Here is an 18,490-nt window from a genome sequence, read left to right as displayed (position 1 = left end):
TCCCCGCCTTATAAAACGCGGGAGACGGAGGTTTTTTAAAACGAGAAGCCCGACAGCGGTTAGCGGCAGGCCGCCGCAGGAACGCCCTGCGAATGGCTGTACAGCTCCTCATAATAACCTTTGCTCTCCAGCAGCTGCTCGTGCGTGCCTTCCTCGACGATCGCGCCTTGCCGCATGACGATGATCCGGTCGGCCTGCATGATCGTGGACAGCCGGTGTGCGATGACAAGCGTCGTTCTGCCCTTGGATACGATATGAAGCGCCGCCTGGACCAATTGCTCGGTATGGGAATCGAGATTGGCGGTCGCCTCATCGAGGATGAGCAGGCTCGGCTTGAACACGACGATGCGCGCAAACGAGATCAGTTGCCGCTCGCCCGCAGACAAGCCGCTCCCCCGCTCGGACAGCATCGTGTCGTAGCCGTCCTTGAGGCGGGTGATGAGCGGGTCGGCTCCTACGAACCGGCAGGCTTCCACCACCTCCTCGCGGGTGATCCGCTCATCGAACAGCCGCACGTTGTCCACGATCGATCCCGAATACAGAAACGGCTCCTGCTGCACAAGTCCGACGATTCGGTGAAGGGAAGCCTGCGGGATGTCGCGGACGTCCGTCCCGTCGATTTTAACGCTCCCCTGCTGCACGTCGTAAAACCTGCACAACAGACTCATCAGCGAGCTTTTGCCGGCGCCGGTTGCGCCTACGATGCCGATCATCTCGCCGGGGCGGATATGCAGATCGAGGCCGGACAAGATCGGGACGCCTTCCACATAACCGAAATGGATGTTGTCGTAGTCGATTCTCCCTTGAACCGACTCCGCCGCAAGCGGCTTCGGACGTTCCGGGTCCTGCACCGCCGGCTTGATCGAGAACAGCCGCCACAGCCGGTCCATCGAGACCGTCGTCGCCTGCAGCGTATTCCACTGCTGCGTAATCGAGTTGATCGGCTGGAAAAACTGCCGGATATACGTAATAAACGCGTACAGCACCCCGAATTCCATTGTCCGCTCGAAGACGGCCATACCGCCGATCCAGACGATGAAGGCAACGGACATGTTGCCGAGAATATCGAACGAACGATTGAAGAACACGTTTGTCTGAACTTCGCGGACGTTGGCTTTAAAATACTTTTTGTTTTGCCCGTCAAACGATTGCTGCTGTTCCTTTTGCTGATGAAACGCCTGAATGAGATTCATGCCGGCGAGATTTTCCGCGGTGAAGGCGATCAGTCTCGACAGCTGCGTGCGCGCGATCTGGTAAATTTTGCGCATATACGAACGGAACCCGATGGCGATGCCCGCGATGATCGGCAGCAAAAGCATACTGTAGCCGGCCAGCACCGGGTCGAGATGGAACATGAGCGCAATGATGAACAGCAGCGTCATACCGTCGCGCATCAGGCTTAAGAACACCTGCGTGAAAAACTGGTTCAGCGTCTCCGTATCGCTCGACACATGGGTGACGAGGCTTCCGTTCGGGAACCGGTCGAAAAACGACATCGACAGCTTCGATATATGCTCGAACAGTTCCTTGCGGATGCGGGCGACGATGTTTTGCCCGACATATTGCAGCATATTGTTTTGCAAATACGTAAAGACGAGGCCCATAATGACGAAAAACAAATAAATGCCGCAGATGACCAGCAGCATGCCGAAGTCGTTTTTGCCGGCCATCAGGTTGTCGTCGATCGCGATTTTGACCAGATAAGGCTGGAGCAGGTCGGCCGCGATGGCCAGCAGCGTACAGAGGAAAATGAGCGCGAACCGCAGCCGGAACGGCTTGGCGTACGCCAGCATGGCGCGGAAGGCGGCCCGCCGGTCTTCCTTGCTGGCGTTATAAGGGCTGGCGGTTTCTTCCGCCGGCTTGCTCGGGTCAGCCTTTTCCTTCGGCATAGCGCGTTCCCTCCTCCTGGATGGCATACAAAGAAGCGTACAGACCGTTCTGCTTCATCAACTGCTCGTGCGTTCCCCGCTGGACGATCGTTCCTTTGTCGAGAACGACGATTTCGTCCGCATGCTTGATTGCGCTAATCCGATGCGCGATGATAATCGTCGTCTTGCCGCGGCGCTGCGAGTGGAGGTTGTCGATAATATTCGTCTCCGTCACGGCGTCGACCGCGCTGACGCTGTCGTCGAGGATCAGAATCGGCGCGTCCTTCAGGAAGCCGCGGGCGAGACTCGTTCTCTGCCGCTGGCCGCCCGACAGTGTAATGCCCCGTTCGCCGAGCTTCGTCTCGAACCCGTCGGGGAAATCGGCGATATTGTCGTAGATTTGCGCCTGCCTTGCCGACCGCTCGACCGGCTCCATCCCCGAGCTCCGGTCGGAGAAGGCGATATTGTCGCGGATCGAAGTGCTGAACAGGAAGCCGTCCTGGGGGACGTACGCGATAAACGTGCGCAGGCTTTCCAGCGTAGCGCCGCGAATATCGAGGCCGCCGATCGAGATCGTTCCGTGCGGAGGCTCGTATACCCGGAGGAGCAGCTTGACGAGCGTCGTTTTGCCGCTTCCGGTCTTGCCGATGATCCCGAGCGTCTTGCCATGCGGTACGGTCAGACTGATGTTACGCAGCGCTTCCTGGCCGGCTCCCGGGTACGAGAACGACAAGCCGCGAATCCGAAGTTCCGGCGAGGCGGCGTCCAGCGCTTTCGCATCGGGGCTTTCCTGAATGTCCGGCTGCACGGCGAGCATGTTGTTCAGCCTCTCCAGCGAAGCGCGCGAACGCTGCATCGTGTTGATGACGTTGCCGATCTGCTGGAGCGGGTTCACGATCATCCGCAGGTACAGCGTCAGCGAGACGAAGCTGCCGATCGTAATCGAGCCTTGAATCGTCAAATACCCGCCGTAGGCGATCGCGATGATCAGCGACAAACCGCCTAGAAACGGAAGCAGCGCCTGGAACATCGACGACAGGCGGACGAGCCGGAGCTGATTGTCGACGATCGTGTCGACCGTACGCCCGAACCGGGCGCGCATGATCGGCTCGACGGCGAACTTTTTGGTCACGCGGATGCCGCCGAACTGCTCCTCGGCCGTTTCCGTCATTTTGGCCAGCGATTCCTGCACCTTAAGCGACCGGCCGCGAACCCGGGGGCCGAACAGGACGACGACCCATGGAATGAACAGCAGCGGGATCATGCAGACGAGGATGAGATATACCGGGATCGAGCTCAGCGTCATCATCACAAGGACGGAGACGATCAGGATGACGGCGTTCGTCGTCTGGTTGACGCCCATCGAGATTGATTCCCTGACGGAGGTGACGTCGTTCATGACGTAGCTGAGCAGCTTGCCGACTCCGTGCTTCGAATAGTAGTGCTCGCTCAACGTGGTGAATCTGGTGAACAGCTTGCCGCGCGCCACGAACTCGAATTTTCTCCCGAGCCGCATAATGATGTACTGCCCGAGTCCGGCGAGGAGACCAAATGCGATCCCGATGAACAGCAGCTTCAGGCTGGCATCGACAATCGCCTCGCGGCTAATGCCTCCCGCCTGCAGCGTATCGGTGAATTGTCCGAGGACGCGCGGGTAAAAAGCTTGCACAACGTTCGCCACGGTGATGGACAAGATCGCGAAAGCGTATACATACCAGTGCGATCGTAAATAGGAATAGAGCACGCGTGGAGATTGCAACCTGGACCACTTCCCGTATCGGATTTCGTTTCAAAAGTTCATTATACTGGCGTATGCATAAACTTTCATCCGCCTCTAAGGGCGCAAGACGCGATATTACGAGTTGTGCGGCTGTATTCAACCGGTATTCGACACCCAGCCAACAATTTCTATCGAATTCGGCACTTACCTGCATCCTCGGATGAATTCGGGAACAATCCGCTCTTTGACGCGGGATTTTGAAGTGTTCGGAAGCCCCGAGCCGATGCGGCGCGGCGCAAGAAGCGGCGTCCGGTCCGTTTATATAGAAGATAGAGGCGAGAAGCCTTGCCGTATTCAAATAAACGGCAGGGCTTTTATTTTCGGTGGAATCGTAAGCTAGTCAAAGAGACGACCGTTTCCTTGGTGCAAAATGTTTGTTTTTGAGCATTGATCGATCATATGGTTTCGGGTAAGATTGAATGTGTGTGATTTTGTCGTTTTATAAACTAGCCCTGAAAGGAAGGGATCGCTTATGCAAACACAGTCAAAGGTTAAATTGGGAGTAATTGGACTTGGCGGAAGAGGAAGAGGTTTGCTCAAAAACCTTCTGGTTATGGACGATGTCGAAATACCGGCCGTCTGCGACCCTTACGAGGACCGTCTGCAGAAGGCTCTGGACATCGTAGCGGAAACGGGAAGACCGAAGGCGGAAGGGTATTCGGACTACAAGCAGCTGCTTGCCCGTGACGACATACAAGGCGTTATTATCGCCACAACCTGGATTACGCATGCCGAGATCGCAATCGCGGCTATGAAAGCCGGCAAATACGCGGGGATCGAGGTCGGCGGAGCCGCTTCGCTCGAAGAGTGCTGGGAGCTGGTCCGGACTTCGGAACAGACCGGGATGCCATGCATGCTGCTGGAAAACTGCTGCTACGGCCGGGAAGAGCTGGCTGTTCTCAACATGGTTAAGCAAGGACTGTTCGGCGAGCTGATTCATTGCCAGTGCGGCTACGAGCATGACCTGCGCGACGAGGTGGCGCTCGGCGAACAGAACCGCCATAACCGCTACCGCAACTACCTGCACCGTAACGGCGAGCTGTATCCGATCCACGGACTCGGCCCGGTGTCCAAAGTGTTGAATATTAACCGCGGCAACCGTCTGATGACCTTGACCTCGATGTCTTCGAAAGCGCGCGGCATCCGCCAGTGGGCGACGGACAAGTTCGGAGAAAACGATCCGCTTGCTAAAACGGAGTTCGCCCAAGGCGATATCGTCACGACGATGATCAAATGCGCCGGCGGCGAAACGATCTCGGTCATTCACGATACGACGCTGCCGCGTCCGTATTCCCGGGCGGGCCGGGTGCAAGGGACGAAAGGGCTGTGGACGGAGGACAACAACTCGATTCATATCGAGGGCAGAAGTCCGCACCACAAGTGGGAATCGTTCGATGGCTACCGCGAAGAATACGAGCATCCGATCTGGAAGCAGTTTTTGCGCGACGGGGTCAAAGGCGGCCACGGCGGCATGGACCATCTCGTGCTGCGCGCCTTCGCCGAAAGCGTCAAAAATGGAACGGACACGCCGATCGACGTCTACGACACGGCGGTGTGGATGGCAATTACCGTGCTTTCCGAGGATTCGATTGCGCTGGGCAGCGCCCCGGTTAGCATCCCCGACTTTACGAAGGGCAAATGGATCAACCGAACGCCGGGTCCGGTGGGTAAATATAGGCTGGATCAAGTAGACGAGTCGTTGTTTAACGACTGATCGGACTTTCTTTTCATTAATAACGAAAGGCTGTACCCGAAGCCGCTGTGAGCGGCAGGAGGTACAGCCTTTGTTTTTGGAAGCCGGGAGCTTCCGCGCTAACCGGCACATAGCCGGCGAAGGTCCGGGTAATCGGTAAGGCGATTATTTGGGCTTGTATTTCGTTCGGGCGACTAAAAAGCTGGGAGCGTTCATATTTAATTGCTCGCCGGTCGCCGCTGTAGCGCCAAAGTCGTGCCCTCCGGCAGCCAGCGCCTGGTCAAAAAAAGCAATTTCGGTTAACTAAAGGCCAATCCGGGCTAAATCCAAACCTCGCCAAATCCGGTACAGTGGAGGTGGACGAATACTCGCGAGATCGCGGAGGAGGATAACCAGATGCAGCCGTTTCACGGACTGGGTATGGGACTTGGACAACTGTCCAGGTTGTCGAAGGCGAAGACAAGATCGATCAGCGCGGAAAATGGTACGGGCGAAAAAGGAAAAGCCGGCATGGCGACGGAAGGAACCGGGAAGGAGGCCGCCCGCGATCTCGGGTTAGGGTGGAAAGTGTCGCCTTCGATCCGCATCCCGGCCGGTTCGACCTTCACGCTGGCGGATATCCGGGAGTCTGGCGCGATCCAGCATATCTGGATGACCTGCTTCCCGGCGGCTTGGCGGTCGATGATCTTGCGCATGTATTGGGACGGGGAGGAGCAGCCTTCGGTGGAAGCGCCGGTCGGCGACTTTTTCTGCAACGGCTGGTGCGAACGCAGCAACGTCAATTCGCTGCCGGTGGCGGTTAATCCGGCGGGAGGAATGAATTGCTACTGGGAGATGCCGTTCCGGAAGTCGGCGACGATCACGATGGAGAATCGGAGCGATAAGGAGCAGGTGCTCTATTTCCAGATCGACTATACGCTGACCGAGGTGCCGGACGATGCTGCGTACTTCCATGCGCGGTGGCGCCGCAGCAACCCGCTTCCGTATAAAGACGTTCATACGCTGCTGGACGGCGTGCGCGGGCACGGGCATTACGTCGGCACGTATCTTGCCTGGCAATCGAACAACAACGGCTGGTTCGGCGAAGGGGAGATCAAGTTTTATATGGACGGCGATACCGATTTCCCGACGATCTGCGGCACGGGGACGGAGGATTATTTCGGCGGCGCGTGGAACTGGGAACAGCCCAAGGGCGAATACGGCACGTATTCGACTCCTTTTCTCGGCATGCACCAGGTCGTCAAGCCGGACGGCTTGTACCGCAGCCAGCAGCGGTTCGGCATGTACCGCTGGCATGTGATGGACCCGATCCGGTTCGAGGAGGAACTGCGGGTCACGATTCAGGCGCTGGGCTGGCGGTCGGAGGGCCGGTATTTGCCGCTGCAGGACGATATCGCCTCGACGGCTTACTGGTACCAGGCGGAGCCGCACGTCCCTTGGGAACCGCTGCCTTCGAAGGATGAGCTGGAAGTGATATAAAGGTTAGAGAGCGGGCGGCGTGCCATCCAGGCCATCAAGTATCGGTAAAGCGCCAGGCGTACGGGAGCCTGGCGTTTTTGCATGTTTCAATCAAACATTTTGTATCTAGGCATCCGGCGGATCGTGTAGTAGAGTAGAACATGAACACGCAGGCGGACCGCTATCGCCGACTGCACGATACCGCCCTATACAGGTGCAGGAGAAGGGGAATGGACCAGTTATGACCATGGTAAAGTATTGCGCCAGCTGCGGAAGCAACCTGGAAGTAAGAGTGATCGACGGCGAAGAACGGCAGGCTTGCCCGAATTGTTCATTTGTGCACTGGGGTTCTTATAGCGTCGGAGTCGGAGCGCTGGTCGTGCGCGACGGGAAGATGCTGCTCGTCCGCCGGGCGCAGGAGCCGGGCAAAGGCTACTGGACCAATCCGGGCGGCTACATCGAGCAGCACGAGCCGATCCACAGCACGATCGAGCGCGAGGTGAAGGAGGAGGCGGGCGTGGAAGCCCGGACCATAGGCATCGTCGCCGTGCGCGATCAGCCCCGGGATATTCATAACGTCTACATCGCCTTCGAGATGGAATACGTGAGCGGGGAGCCTGTGCCGGACCAGTTCGAGGTCGATGGAGCCGGATTTTTCAGTCCGGAGGAGATCGCCGGAATGAACGTCGCTCCATTTACAAAATGGCTTGCGGATATCGCCTTTAATGGTCAGACCGGCGGGCTGGAGAAAGATGACGAGAACGAGCCGCAATTCCGTCATGCCGGGCTGTTCAAGGTGCCGACGCGGACAAGCCGTTAATAACGCGTGTAAAAACGGCAGGCTGCGGTTAATCGTGAAGGCACGATTGGCGCAGCCTGCTCGTCATATCAGGTCCCAGCAGCCCGACTGGTCGTCCAGCGCGCGCAGCTTCACGGAGCGGGCGTATTCGGTCGGCGTCATGTTCGTTATTTTCTTAAACTGCCGCGAGAAATAATGGATGCTGCTGTATCCGAGCATCTCGGCGATTTCCGTGTAATTGTGCCGTTCGTCGCGGATGAGCACCTTCGCCCGTTCGATCTTCAACTGGTTGAACGTCTCCAGCACGCCTTGCCCCGTCTGCTGCTTCAGGGCGGTTTTCAGATTCGTCCGGCTGATCTGGAATTTCCGGCACAGCTCCTCGACCGTCAAATCCTCGGACATGTTCGCTTTCATATATTCCACGATATCCGTAGCGATCTCCAGCTCTTTATTTTCCTTCACAGCCGATACCGGCTTCAGCTTCTCCGGAGCGTGAGGCACCTGCTTGCGGCGGATCAGATGAATAAGCAGATTTTCCAGATGGTTGCGGATCAGCTGCTCGCTTCCGAACGGAGCGCCTTCGCGCCGATTCAGCTTGCGCATGCGCGGCGAATCGATCGGCGGATCGAACGATTCCAGGCCGGCCTTCACGAGGCTGGAGAAGATGCTCCGTTCCTTCTCGTCGAGGCGGAACACCCGGCTGTCGGCGAAGTAGTCCATGGCGGGGCTGTCGCATTCGAATGTAAGAATGATGACATTCGGCGTCGATTTTAACGCAGCGCCTCCGCGGTGGAATTCGTTCGGGCCGTAGAAGACGAGGTCGCCCTGCTCCAGATGAAAAGGAGCCCCGTCTACCGTAACGTCCCACTCCCCTTTGTCCACATACACGATTTCCCAGAAGTCGTGCCGCTCTCCTTCGAAGAAGTAGTCTTTCGGCATTTCCCTGTAAAAAAAAGTGATCAGTCTCCGTACCGCCAAATCCTCGCGCAGTTCGAACTTCACGTAACTCAAGCGGCTCTTCTCCTTTCGAGACAAATCCAAGGGACTATCGATGAATCTCTGATAATATCTTATAGCGAAATGGTAGGGTTGACAAATAAAATGGAAAAAAAATCGTGGTTCCTCGGCGAAATTCGTGTTAATATGTTAAAAAGAAACATATGAATGTTTGATATAAACATTTGTTTCACTCCAAATTCACATCTCGTTTCCTATAATAAGGAAAAGAGACGCATCTTAGACTAGCCTGACGGATTGTTCGATAGAACCGACTACCATTAATAGGAGGAGTCCGTATGGGATTGCTGCGTTTTGTTGTCGTTGGAACAGGGTGGGTAGCTGGAGAGTATTTGAAAGCGATTTCGTCGAGATCCGATGCAGAAGTGGCGACTGTGGTCAGCCGGAACACGGAGCATGCGAAAGCCAAGCTTGCGTCTATGGGCATTCAGGCACGCGTGACCGACAATTTCGAGGAAGCGGTCAAAGATTCGAGCGTCGACGCGGTCGTGCTCTGCTCCACGCCGGATTCGAGACCGGAGCAGGCGGTGATCGCCGCCCGTTACGGCAAGCACCTCGTGCTGGAGAAGCCGCTTGCGATGGACCGTGCCGGCTTATGGAGCATGGCGGAGGCGATCGAGAAAAATCCGGTGAGGACGGCGGTCAGCTTCGTGCTCCGATGGAACCCGTCGTTTACGAACACGAAATCGCTTATCGACGACGATGCGATCGGTCGCGTCTACATGGCGCAAGTTGATTATTGGCATCATGTCGGTCCGAAATATGTGCAATACAAGTGGAGCAAGACGAAGGCGCAAGGCGGCAGCAGCATGCTGTCGGCGGGCTGCCATGCCGTCGACGCCGTCCGTTTCTTCGCAGGGGACATTACCGAGGTGACGGCTTACGGCTGCCGCACATGGGCGGATTCGGAGTACGAGTTCGACCCGAACGCGATTGCCATACTCAAGCTGAAGAACGGGGGCATCGGCAAAGTATCGTCGTCGCTCGAGTGCAAGACGCCGTACAAGTTCAACGTCCATCTGCTCGGCGAGAAGGGGGCGATTATGAACAACCAGCTGTTCACTCACAAGCTGCCCGGACAAACCGATTACGCCACGATCCCTACAATTTTGCCGGACAGCGGAGACGTCTCGCACCATCCGTTCACCGATGAGATCGACGATTTCGTGCAGGCGGTTCGCAACAATACGGCTACGAAATGCGAATTTGCCGACGCCTACAAGTCGATGGAAGTCAGCTTTGCGATCGACGAGTCGATCGAGACCGGCAAAAGCGTCATATTGCCATTGGCAAGATAACTATATACGGTAGGAAAGGCTGGAGAGAATCCATGAGTGTAAAAATCGGAATGATCGGCGCGGGCGGCATTGCCCGGAGCCACTTGAGCAAGCTGCAAAAAATCGAGCAGGCCACCATCGTCAGCATCTATGACGTGAACCGGGAAAGCGCCGTACAAGCGGCCGAGTCGGTTGGGGCCAGCGCGGCGGACGACGTCGATTCGCTGCTCAATTCGAACGAGATCGATGCCGTTTTTATTTGCACGCCTCAATTCGCCAGAGACGATCTGGAGGAGCGGGCGGCGAGAAAAGGGATTCACGTCTTCGTGGAAAAACCGCTCGGGCTTGATCTGGAGACGGTGCAGCGCAAGGAGAAGGCGATTGCCGAATCGGGCATTATTCATTCCGTCGGTTACTGTTTGCGATACTTTGATACGGTGCTTAAGGCCAAGGAATATTTGCAAGGACGGACGATCCATCTCGTGCAGGCGCAGCGCTTCGGCACGACGCATCCGGCGCTCTGGTGGAGAACGCAGAGCATGTCCGGCGGCCATCTGGCCGACGCCGTTACGCATCAGGTCGATATGGTGCGGTTTCTGGCCGGCGACTACCGGGACGTGACCGCCCAGTTCGGCAGCAATTCGATTGCGGGCGTATTCCCCGACGCTACGATTGCGGACGCCGGCGCCGTCACGTTCTCGCTGAAGAACGGTGCGGTCGGGACGATTACCGAGTCGTGTGTATCGCCGCATCACGGCGGATCGGAAGTTAAGTTTTTCGGCCCCGACTTCTTCGTTCATTTGACCGGGAACGGGAAAACGTTAACGATCGTCGATAAGGAAGACAAGGTGACGCTTACGTCGACGCAAGATCCGAGCCTCGAGCAGGATAAAGCGTTCATCGAGGCCGTTGCAACCGGCTCGCGCGAGCCGATTTTGTGCGGCTACGCGGACGGCATGCAGACGCTGGCGTTTTCGCTGGCGGCCCATCGCGCTGCGGAGTTGGGCTCGAAGGTGACGCTGTAACGCTGCCTCGCGTATCCGGTGCGGCGCGCCTAATAGAAGAACCATCCGGCCCGTTTGTTAGTAACGGGAGGGATGGTTCTTTGTTTTTAATGATTCAGAGCCCCGTCCAGTCGCATCAGCTCTTATCTCCAACGACTCCCGACTCTGTCCAACCTTTGGCGCACATCCAGTCACATTCGGCGTAATAAGGGATGTTCATTACCATGCACACACCTCTAGGCACACACCACTAGGTATACATCACCCGGCAAACACCGGGCGTATATCACCCGCCGGATGTCGCCCGCCAGAGCGCCGCCGCCACCTTTATCGATTGTCGACTTTCTCCGGGTACAGGTCATGGTTCAGCAGCCGGTGCTCCGCCATATGCTCATACTTCGTGCCGGGGCGTCCCCAGTTGCAGTACGGGTCGATGGAGATGCCGCCTCTTGGCGTGAATTTGCCCCATACCTCGATATACCTCGGCCCCATCAACGCGATCAGGTCGTTCATGATGATGTTGATGCAATCTTCGTGGAAATCGCCGTGATTGCGGAAGCTGAACAAATACAGCTTTAGCGACTTGCTCTCCACCATGCGGAGGTCCGGGATGTAGGAGATATACAGTGTCGCGAAATCCGGCTGGCCGGTCATCGGACACAGGCTCGTAAATTCGGGACAGTTGAATTTGACGAAATAGTCGCGCCCCGGATGTTTGTTATCGAAGGCTTCCAAAATATTGGGCGAGTAGCCGAACCGGTAGTCGGTTCCCCGATTGCCGAGCTGTGTGATGCCCTGAAGTTCGTCTTCCGTTCTTCCTGCCATGCGTACGCCTCCTCAAACCCCTTTTTTGTTGCCCCATACCCAGGTGTGAAGCTGGGGAAGCACATGAACTTGCTTGAGCCCGTTATGTTCCATTACCCGTTCGATCAGCCAGCGGTACCGTTCCAGCAAATACGGAAGGAGCCGTTCCGGCTCGGCTTCCCTCAACCGGTCGTTGCCCGCCTGCACATAAAACGGAATATGCGGATACCGTTCATGCACGCCCGCCGCATAGTGCAAGTCCTCGTCGTCGAATACGACGATTTTCAAACTGAAGTGCCGCTGCTTCTCCGTTAATTTGGCGATGATGTCATCCAGCACCTTCCAATCGGTCTCCATGCGGGAGCTGGGCGGCTTCGGCGAAATCGTCAAATCGTCGATGTCCCAAAACCAGTCCTGCCACCTGCTGCCCTGGGTTTCCAGCGCCACATGGATTCCGCGTTCGCGGAGCAGTCCGATCAGCCCGGCGAGCTGGGGCAGCAGGGCGGGATTGCCGCCGGAGATCGTCACATGTCCGAACGTTTCGCCGCCGATCCGCCGAAGCTCCTCGCCAATTTCGTGCGGAGTCATCGGACGAATATCCGCCTTGCCGCTCCCGTCCCAAGTAAAGGCTGAGTCGCACCAGGCGCAGCTGTAGTCGCATCCAGCCGTGCGGACGAACATCGTCTTGCGCCCGATTACGCTGCCCTCGCCCTGGACCGTGGGACCGAAGATTTCGATAACGGGAATGCGCCTTCCATCCGTTCTATCCGGGCTTTTATTCATGGGCGGACACCGCTTTCGGCCGATAGATGCAGTAGCTGGTCGGGGTTTCCCGCAAGTACACCTGGAGGCAGCGGGCGTCATTGCCCATCCCGTCCAAATAACGCTGCACGATCTCGCAAATGGTGCGCGCGACGACCTCCGTCGTCGGAAACCGGTTCGAATCGTCGCTGCTAAAGCTCTCAGCGTCCTCGTTCAGCACGGAATGATCGAACCTGTCGTGAATAAGCTGCTTCAACTTGGAGAAATTGACCAGGAAGCCGGCCGGATCAAGCGTATCTCCGGCTACCGTAATGTTCGCGAAATACGTATGGCCGTGCAGCTTCCGGCATCGCCCCGCTTCATCCGTCGGAATGTAGTGCGCTGCCGCAAACTGCATATCTTTATTCAATTCGTACGTATAGGAATGAATCGCTGCGGGATAAACCTGCTGCATCATCGGGAGGCGCCCTCCCGTCCTTGCTTGGTCAAAAATTCGGTCAGCCCGTTTCTGCGCAGCGTACAAGCCGGACACTCCCCGCAGCCGTCGGCCACGATGCCGTTGTAGCACGTCAGCGTCCGCTGTCTGACATACTCCAGGACGCCGAGCCGGTCGGCCAGCTCCCAGGTCTGCGCTTTGTTCAGCCACATAAGCGGGGTTTCGATTACAAACGGATAGTCCATGGCCAGATGAAGCGTTACGCCGAGCGATTTGATAAAAACGTCCCGGCAATCCGGATAACCGCTAAAGTCGGTTTCGCACACGCCGGTCACGATATGCATCGCTCCGATCTGCTTGGCGAGGATGGCGGCGAACGAAAGAAACAGCAAATTGCGCCCGTCCACGAACGTGGTCGGCAGCGAGCCTTCCTTCTGCTCGATGGCGATATCGTCCCGGGTCAGCGCATTCGGGGCCAACTGACCGAGCAGACTCATATCGAGCACATGATGTCTGACGTTTTGCTCTTTCGCGATCGCGGCGGCAACTTCTACCTCCAGCTTGTGCCGCTGGCCGTAATCGAACGTGACGGCTTCCACCTCGCCAAACCGCTCCAACGCCCAGAACAGGCAGGTCGTACTGTCTTGTCCGCCGCTGAATACGACGACGGCTTTCGATTGATTCATTCGGGCATCTCCCTCTCTGATTCGAGAAGAACGAGATCCGTGCAAATTTCCCTGAACTAAAGAAACGGCGCGAACACGGCAAAGCCGATTCGCACCGAACGCAAAAAACGACGATACCTGAACGGGGCCATCGTTTCCGGATAGTTTTTTATAGAGGGAGTTCGCGAACCTCTCCCGGGGCTCCCGCCGCTTGCGGCAGAACATCCGACCGGAATTCTTCTTTAGTTTTTCTCACGTACTATAGCACAGAAGCGTGAGGAAGGGAATAGGGGGCTTATGGATGGCGGTTCCGGTTCGCTTGCATAAAATCCTTCCTGCGTGGAAGCAAGGGGTTAAGACGCCCGAAATCCCCCTGCAAACAAACAGACGCCTCCATCCCCCGCATACCCGCGGTTTTGGAAGCGTCTTTGCCTATCATCAGGACCGGTCCGTCAGCCGATAGTCGGTCTGGAACTGCCCTTTGCAGGTTTTGCGGCCGCACAGGCCGCTAGGCACGGGGCTGCTTCGCGTCTTACTCCGCCTCCGCCCACTGTTTCAGCGTCAAGTAGTCCGGTTTACCGCTCCCCAGTACCGGAAGCTTGTCGACGAACCGGAGCTGGGACGGAAGCAGCAGCGGCGAGCCGCCAAGCGCCCGGGCTTTCTCCTTCAGCGTGCCGATCGTCAGATCCGGCGACGTGTGGAACAGCACGATCCGCTCGCCTTTGCGCGAATCAGGGACGCTGACGGCGGCGGCCGCCAGATCGGGGAAGCAGGAGGCGACCATCTCCTCGACGGCGCCCAGCGACACCATCTCTCCGGCGATTTTGGCGAACCGTTTGCGGCGGGACAAGACGGTCACGTAACCGTCCGCATCGATATCGACGACATCGCCGCAGTCGTACCAGTCCGGACAAGGGACGAATCCTTGGCCGTGCAGCAAATATCCTTTCATCACGTTCGGGCCGCGAACGTGAAGGTTGCCGCCGTCAATGCCCGGAATTTTCTCCAGCAGGCACTCGATTCCAGGCAGCAGGCGTCCGACCGATCCTCGCTTGAACGCCATCGGCGTATTCAGCGCCAGCACCGGCGCGGTTTCGGTCGTGCCGTAGCCCTCGAGGATACGGATGCCGAATTTGTCGTACCACAGCTGGCGGACGTCGTCCTTCAGCTTCTCCGCACCGGCTACCACATACCGCAGCGAGTAGAAATCGTACGGATGCGCGGCTTTGCCGTAAGCGGCAAGAAACGTCGAAGTGCCGAACAGGATCGTCGAATTGCTCGTGTACACCAGCTCCGGGATCACTTTGTAGTGGAGCGGGCTCGGGTACAGAAACAGCTTTATTCCGCTGAGCAGCGGCAGCATCGTACCTGCCGTCAAGCCGAACGAGTGAAACATCGGCATGGCGTTGAATACTTTATCTTTCGACGTAAAGTCGATGACCGAGCGGGCCTGCTGAATGTTGGCGAACAGATTGCGATGGCTAAGCACGACACCCTTCGGCTTGCTTTCACTGCCCGATGTGAACAGGATGACCTCGTTCGGTCCGGGAGCGGCTTTTGCACGGAAAATGTAATCGGCCAGCCCGCGCAGCTTGTCGCCCTTCGTAACGGTACTTCTCACGTCTTCCAGGTACAAGACGGTGAAGCGTTCCTCGAACAGCTCGATCAGCGGCTGGAGCTTCGCTTTTTCCACGAATTGACGCGACGTCAGCACCGTCCGGACTGACGCGGTCTCGCACGCTTCCGCCAGCTGCTGGGGGCCGTTCGAGAAATTCAGGATGGCCGGCGTTTTGCCGATCCGGATCAGCGAGAACAATGCGACGACGTGTCCGCAAGCGTTCGGCATCAGAAGCGCTACGTTCGGTTCGTCCTTCAGCAAGGGGACCAGCTTGCGCCCCAGCACATGAGAAGCGAGCAGCAGCTTCTTGTAGCTGAGCTGCTGGGTGGCGTCCTCGCAGGCCGGAAACCCGCTGCCATGCCTTGCGGCCGCCGCTGTCAGTTCGTCGAACAAATTCACTTCCGGCTTCATCCGGCTGTCGAACAGCTCCTGCTGCAGCAGCCGGCCGATTTGCCCGGCAGCCTGCTCCTTTTGGATTTTGACCGAACGTTCGGGATCGGAAGCGATCCGATACGCTTTGCCGACGGTGATGGCGACCGGAGGGAGCAGGCGGCGTTTGATCAACCCTTTCATATACGACATGTTGGACTGCTCCAGTCCGTTTATGGCGACAGGGTGAATCGGGACCCCCGTTTTCAAGGCGATATACCCGACGCCTCCGTACATCTTCATCAGTCCGCCCGTAGTCGTAATCCGGCCTTCCGGAAAAACGACGAGAGGCGAGCCTTTTTGCACCACTTTGATCATATGGCGGACCGAGTACGGATTGAGCGGATCAACCGTAACGATCTTGCAAAACCGCAGCAGCGGGGCGAACCGTTTGGCAATCTGCGTATTCACGACGAACACGACATCGCGGGGCAAAGCGAGCATTAAAAATACGCCGTCCAGAAGCGAGACGTGGTTTGGCAGAAGCAGCGCGGGTTGCGAGGAATCCAACTGCTCCAGTCCGCGGAATCGTACCCGGAACAGACGGAACAGGACGAAACGAAGTAAAGTGAATGCCACCTTCACGGTGATCATCTCCTCCAATATGGCGGCGGTTGCGCCGCTTTCCAGGTTGGGTCTTTTTATGACCTGGTCTTAATCTTATTGTACGTGAATTTAGTCAATTGGAAAGTACTAGATTCGAGTAGTACCGGGAATGTATGTTCGCAAAGCATGTCCGGCGATAAGAAAATGGAGGATGTGGAGGAGGATGTGGAAATCGAAAATTTGCATATTCAATCTGGGAAAGTAAGGGCGAAGTTCAAGAGTAAACGATAATTTGTATGAGTGTATGAGTGTATTTCGTATAATAAAATTTAATTGCTAATAGTGAATAAAGAATTTACAATTAAACTACCGGCAAAACAGGGAGGGGCAGCGGCCGGGGTGCGAATCCGTAACGAAAAGAATTGGAAGGAAGCGGGATTCAAGGCGGAATACACGATTAAAGTCAAAGGGCGGAACTTTACTTTTTTCAGGGGGATGGATATGAACCACGTACCGGTGTACAAACAGAAGCAAGTGCTGATCGGCAACGACAGCGGGGCGGAATCACAACGTTATTACGCCTTTCCTTCGATACTCGAATCGGGTGACGGGAACATCATTATCGCCTACAAAAACGGGACCCAACATGCGCTTGAAGCGGGCGCTCCCTTGGAGGTGCTGACTTTTGACCCGGTGCAGAAGGAAGTCGTATCCGTGTATACGGTTGACGAGACTCCCGGACGGATCAACCAAAATCCGGAGCTTCTGCGGATGCCGGACGGAACCGTCTACATGTATGTAGATGCGCAGCGCGGCGGTACGAAAGAGAGGCTTGGGCTGCATGTATACCGATCGACAGATGAAGGCGCCTCTTTTCATAGCGATCCAGTTTTTCCCCAAGTCGGAGACTTCGTGTTCGGCTACTCGTTCGACGACGCTGTAACATCGGACGGAGCAGCTGTGATGCTCGCGATGTCGTTCCCGGAACTTCCGGGTGCGGTAAGAGCCGTGCACGCCATACGATCGGCAGACGCGTCAATGTACTGGCAGTGGATCAGGTCTGGAAGGGGACCGAACAGTCCCGGACGATCGTTTTCAGCAACGGCGGCAGCTGCGGGTTCGCGTTTGAAGAAGGCAAGCGCTATATGGTATATACGTATGATAAAAACGGAGAATCTTACACCAATTTTTGCAGCCGAACCGTGGAACTATCGCAGGCAGCGGAGGATATCAAGGCGTTAGGTTAAGGACGCGAAATAGAAAAACAACCTCGCCTTGAAGCCGCCGAAGCAGAAATGGACGGAAACCCGGGACAACGATACAGGATGAAGTGTGTGGTCGATTTGCTATCTGTCGCAGCTTTTGCACTACTCTTATGGGCTGTGGAATGGAGGAGGCAAAGGCTGTGAGACAAGACTTACAGTTTTCTTGCTTTGATTACAAACGTTACAGGGAGCATCTTTGCTTTTTTGGCAAAATCGCTGTTATCGCCGCGTACTTGCATGATCTCATCATCCGATTCCTCGATCATTTGCTCAATGACAAATCCCGCTTTTGCCAACGCATTCACATAGGTGGATAGTTTACGGTCCGATAAGGTCAGCGCACCATCATCCAGAGAAACCGAATACCAGGATTCATCGAAATAACACTTTTTGAAAGTAAGCCTATTATTTTCTGCAACAACGCATTTATGTATCGGGTGAGACCAGCTGAAAATAAATACGCCGTCTTTTTTAAGGTAAGAAGCGATCCGGCAAAAGGTGCCTTCAAGGTCGGTCGTCCAGCCTATGGCATAAATCGAATAAACAACGTCAAAATAATCGACCGGTATGCCGCATTCTTCTTCCATGGGAGAACAGATCAGTTTGGCTGACAGACCGCATGCTTCCAAATGCTGTTTTGCCTTTTCGATTTGTTTTTCCGACAGATCCACGGCCCATAGTTCAGACGCCTTGCGTTCCCCCTGATATTGCAAAGATTGACCGTTACCACAACCAATCTCCAACATCTTTTTCCCGGAGACATCGCCAAAGAGCCGGTATTTTTCCTCTGAGACAAATGCTCCATATAAAGGCAGCACGATTGCTCCCAAGAAGTCGTTTCCATGGGTATCCCAGTAGAAGCTGTTGGTTGTATAAACCGAAGTTTTGTCCATGTCGACCGAGCTGGCGCGGCCAACCTCGCCAGCGCCTATCACGTTTGTTTTATGAACGGAATTGTTGTCCATGCCGCCGCCTCCCCAATATACATTCTCCCTGCGCGTTTAACCCCAAATACTATACCGTTTTTCGTTGAACAATTCCAATCTGTCTACAATCAGCCGTCCGGCGT

15 protein-coding genes and 1 riboswitch are annotated in these 18,490 nt (G+C 56.1%); of the genes, 6 read left to right on the top strand and 9 right to left on the bottom strand.

All coding sequences use genetic code 11. The features are described from left to right. Positions 1-59: 59 nt before the first annotated feature. Together PV433_RS23540 and PV433_RS23535 are read right to left on the bottom strand one after the other, a co-directional pair. A complete protein-coding gene (locus PV433_RS23540; RefSeq protein ID WP_332074477.1) occupies positions 60-1,889 on the bottom strand; it encodes an ABC transporter ATP-binding protein in 1,830 nt (609 codons plus the stop codon). After that, positions 1,870-3,627, bottom strand: coding sequence for an ABC transporter ATP-binding protein (locus tag PV433_RS23535; RefSeq protein ID WP_332074476.1), 1,758 nt, complete (start codon positions 3,625-3,627; stop codon positions 1,870-1,872). Before PV433_RS23535 ends, PV433_RS23540 begins: the two co-directional genes overlap by 20 nt. Before the next feature lie 493 nt (positions 3,628-4,120). Here PV433_RS23535 and PV433_RS23530 point away from each other — a divergent pair, with 493 nt between their 5' ends. From PV433_RS23530 to PV433_RS23520, 3 genes are all read left to right on the top strand, one after another. Beyond that, positions 4,121-5,362, top strand: a complete 1,242-nt coding sequence (locus PV433_RS23530; RefSeq protein ID WP_332074475.1) for a Gfo/Idh/MocA family protein — start codon at positions 4,121-4,123, stop codon at positions 5,360-5,362. A 375-nt stretch (positions 5,363-5,737) separates the two neighbouring features. After that, on the top strand, positions 5,738-6,820 hold the full coding sequence (locus tag PV433_RS23525) for a glycoside hydrolase family 172 protein (RefSeq protein ID WP_332074474.1): 1,083 nt from the start codon (positions 5,738-5,740) through the stop codon (positions 6,818-6,820). A 220-nt stretch (positions 6,821-7,040) separates the two neighbouring features. After that, positions 7,041-7,619, top strand: coding sequence for an NUDIX hydrolase (locus tag PV433_RS23520; protein ID WP_332074473.1), 579 nt, complete (start codon positions 7,041-7,043; stop codon positions 7,617-7,619). Positions 7,620-7,682: 63 nt separating this feature from the next. Here the strand turns inward: PV433_RS23520 and PV433_RS23515 are convergent, their stop codons facing one another. Further along, the gene (locus PV433_RS23515; protein WP_332074773.1) at positions 7,683-8,600 is read right to left on the bottom strand and encodes an AraC family transcriptional regulator; all 918 of its coding nucleotides are present in this window, start codon (positions 8,598-8,600) and stop codon (positions 7,683-7,685) included. Positions 8,601-8,893: 293 nt separating this feature from the next. Between PV433_RS23515 and PV433_RS23510 the strand changes: the two genes are divergently transcribed. Together PV433_RS23510 and PV433_RS23505 are read left to right on the top strand one after the other, a co-directional pair. Next, a complete protein-coding gene (locus PV433_RS23510; RefSeq protein WP_332074472.1) occupies positions 8,894-9,913 on the top strand; it encodes a Gfo/Idh/MocA family protein in 1,020 nt (339 codons plus the stop codon). Positions 9,914-9,945: 32 nt separating this feature from the next. Further along, the gene (locus tag PV433_RS23505) at positions 9,946-10,917 is read left to right on the top strand and encodes a Gfo/Idh/MocA family protein (protein WP_332074471.1); all 972 of its coding nucleotides are present in this window, start codon (positions 9,946-9,948) and stop codon (positions 10,915-10,917) included. A gap of 306 nt (positions 10,918-11,223) precedes the next feature. On the opposite strand, the gene queF is transcribed toward PV433_RS23505, so the two are convergent. The 5 genes from queF to PV433_RS23480 all read right to left on the bottom strand — a co-directional run bounded on the left by queF (position 11,224) and on the right by PV433_RS23480 (position 16,195). Beyond that, on the bottom strand, positions 11,224-11,721 hold the full coding sequence (gene queF / locus PV433_RS23500) for a preQ(1) synthase (protein ID WP_332074470.1): 498 nt from the start codon (positions 11,719-11,721) through the stop codon (positions 11,224-11,226). A gap of 12 nt (positions 11,722-11,733) precedes the next feature. Continuing rightward, positions 11,734-12,483 carry a 7-carboxy-7-deazaguanine synthase QueE gene (gene queE, locus PV433_RS23495; RefSeq protein WP_332074469.1) on the bottom strand — a complete coding sequence of 250 codons (750 nt, stop codon included), beginning with the start codon at positions 12,481-12,483 and terminating at the stop codon, positions 11,734-11,736. After that, positions 12,476-12,919, bottom strand: a complete 444-nt coding sequence (locus PV433_RS23490) for a 6-pyruvoyl trahydropterin synthase family protein (RefSeq protein WP_332074468.1) — start codon at positions 12,917-12,919, stop codon at positions 12,476-12,478. Before PV433_RS23490 ends, queE begins: the two co-directional genes overlap by 8 nt. Beyond that, entirely contained in the window at positions 12,916-13,584 is a 669-nt protein-coding gene (gene queC / locus PV433_RS23485) for a 7-cyano-7-deazaguanine synthase QueC (RefSeq protein ID WP_332074467.1), read from the bottom strand. Before queC ends, PV433_RS23490 begins: the two co-directional genes overlap by 4 nt. A 134-nt stretch (positions 13,585-13,718) precedes the next feature. Then, positions 13,719-13,762: riboswitch (PreQ1 riboswitch) on the bottom strand. Positions 13,763-14,095: 333 nt separating this feature from the next. Further along, the gene (locus PV433_RS23480) at positions 14,096-16,195 is read right to left on the bottom strand and encodes an AMP-binding protein (protein WP_442951568.1); all 2,100 of its coding nucleotides are present in this window, start codon (positions 16,193-16,195) and stop codon (positions 14,096-14,098) included. A gap of 462 nt (positions 16,196-16,657) precedes the next feature. Between PV433_RS23480 and PV433_RS23475 the strand changes: the two genes are divergently transcribed. Then, positions 16,658-17,398, top strand: coding sequence for a hypothetical protein (locus tag PV433_RS23475; RefSeq protein ID WP_332074465.1), 741 nt, complete (start codon positions 16,658-16,660; stop codon positions 17,396-17,398). A 175-nt stretch (positions 17,399-17,573) separates the two neighbouring features. Here PV433_RS23475 and PV433_RS23470 read toward each other — a convergent pair whose 3' ends face one another. Next, positions 17,574-18,386, bottom strand: a complete 813-nt coding sequence (locus PV433_RS23470; RefSeq protein WP_332074464.1) for a class I SAM-dependent methyltransferase — start codon at positions 18,384-18,386, stop codon at positions 17,574-17,576. Positions 18,387-18,490: the final 104 nt, after the last annotated feature.

It is taken from the genome of Paenibacillus sp. GYB004, assembly GCF_036577605.1.
Taxonomy (GTDB): domain Bacteria; phylum Bacillota; class Bacilli; order Paenibacillales; family NBRC-103111; genus Paenibacillus_AB; species Paenibacillus_AB oceani.
This window is presented reverse-complemented; position numbering and strand designations above follow the sequence as displayed.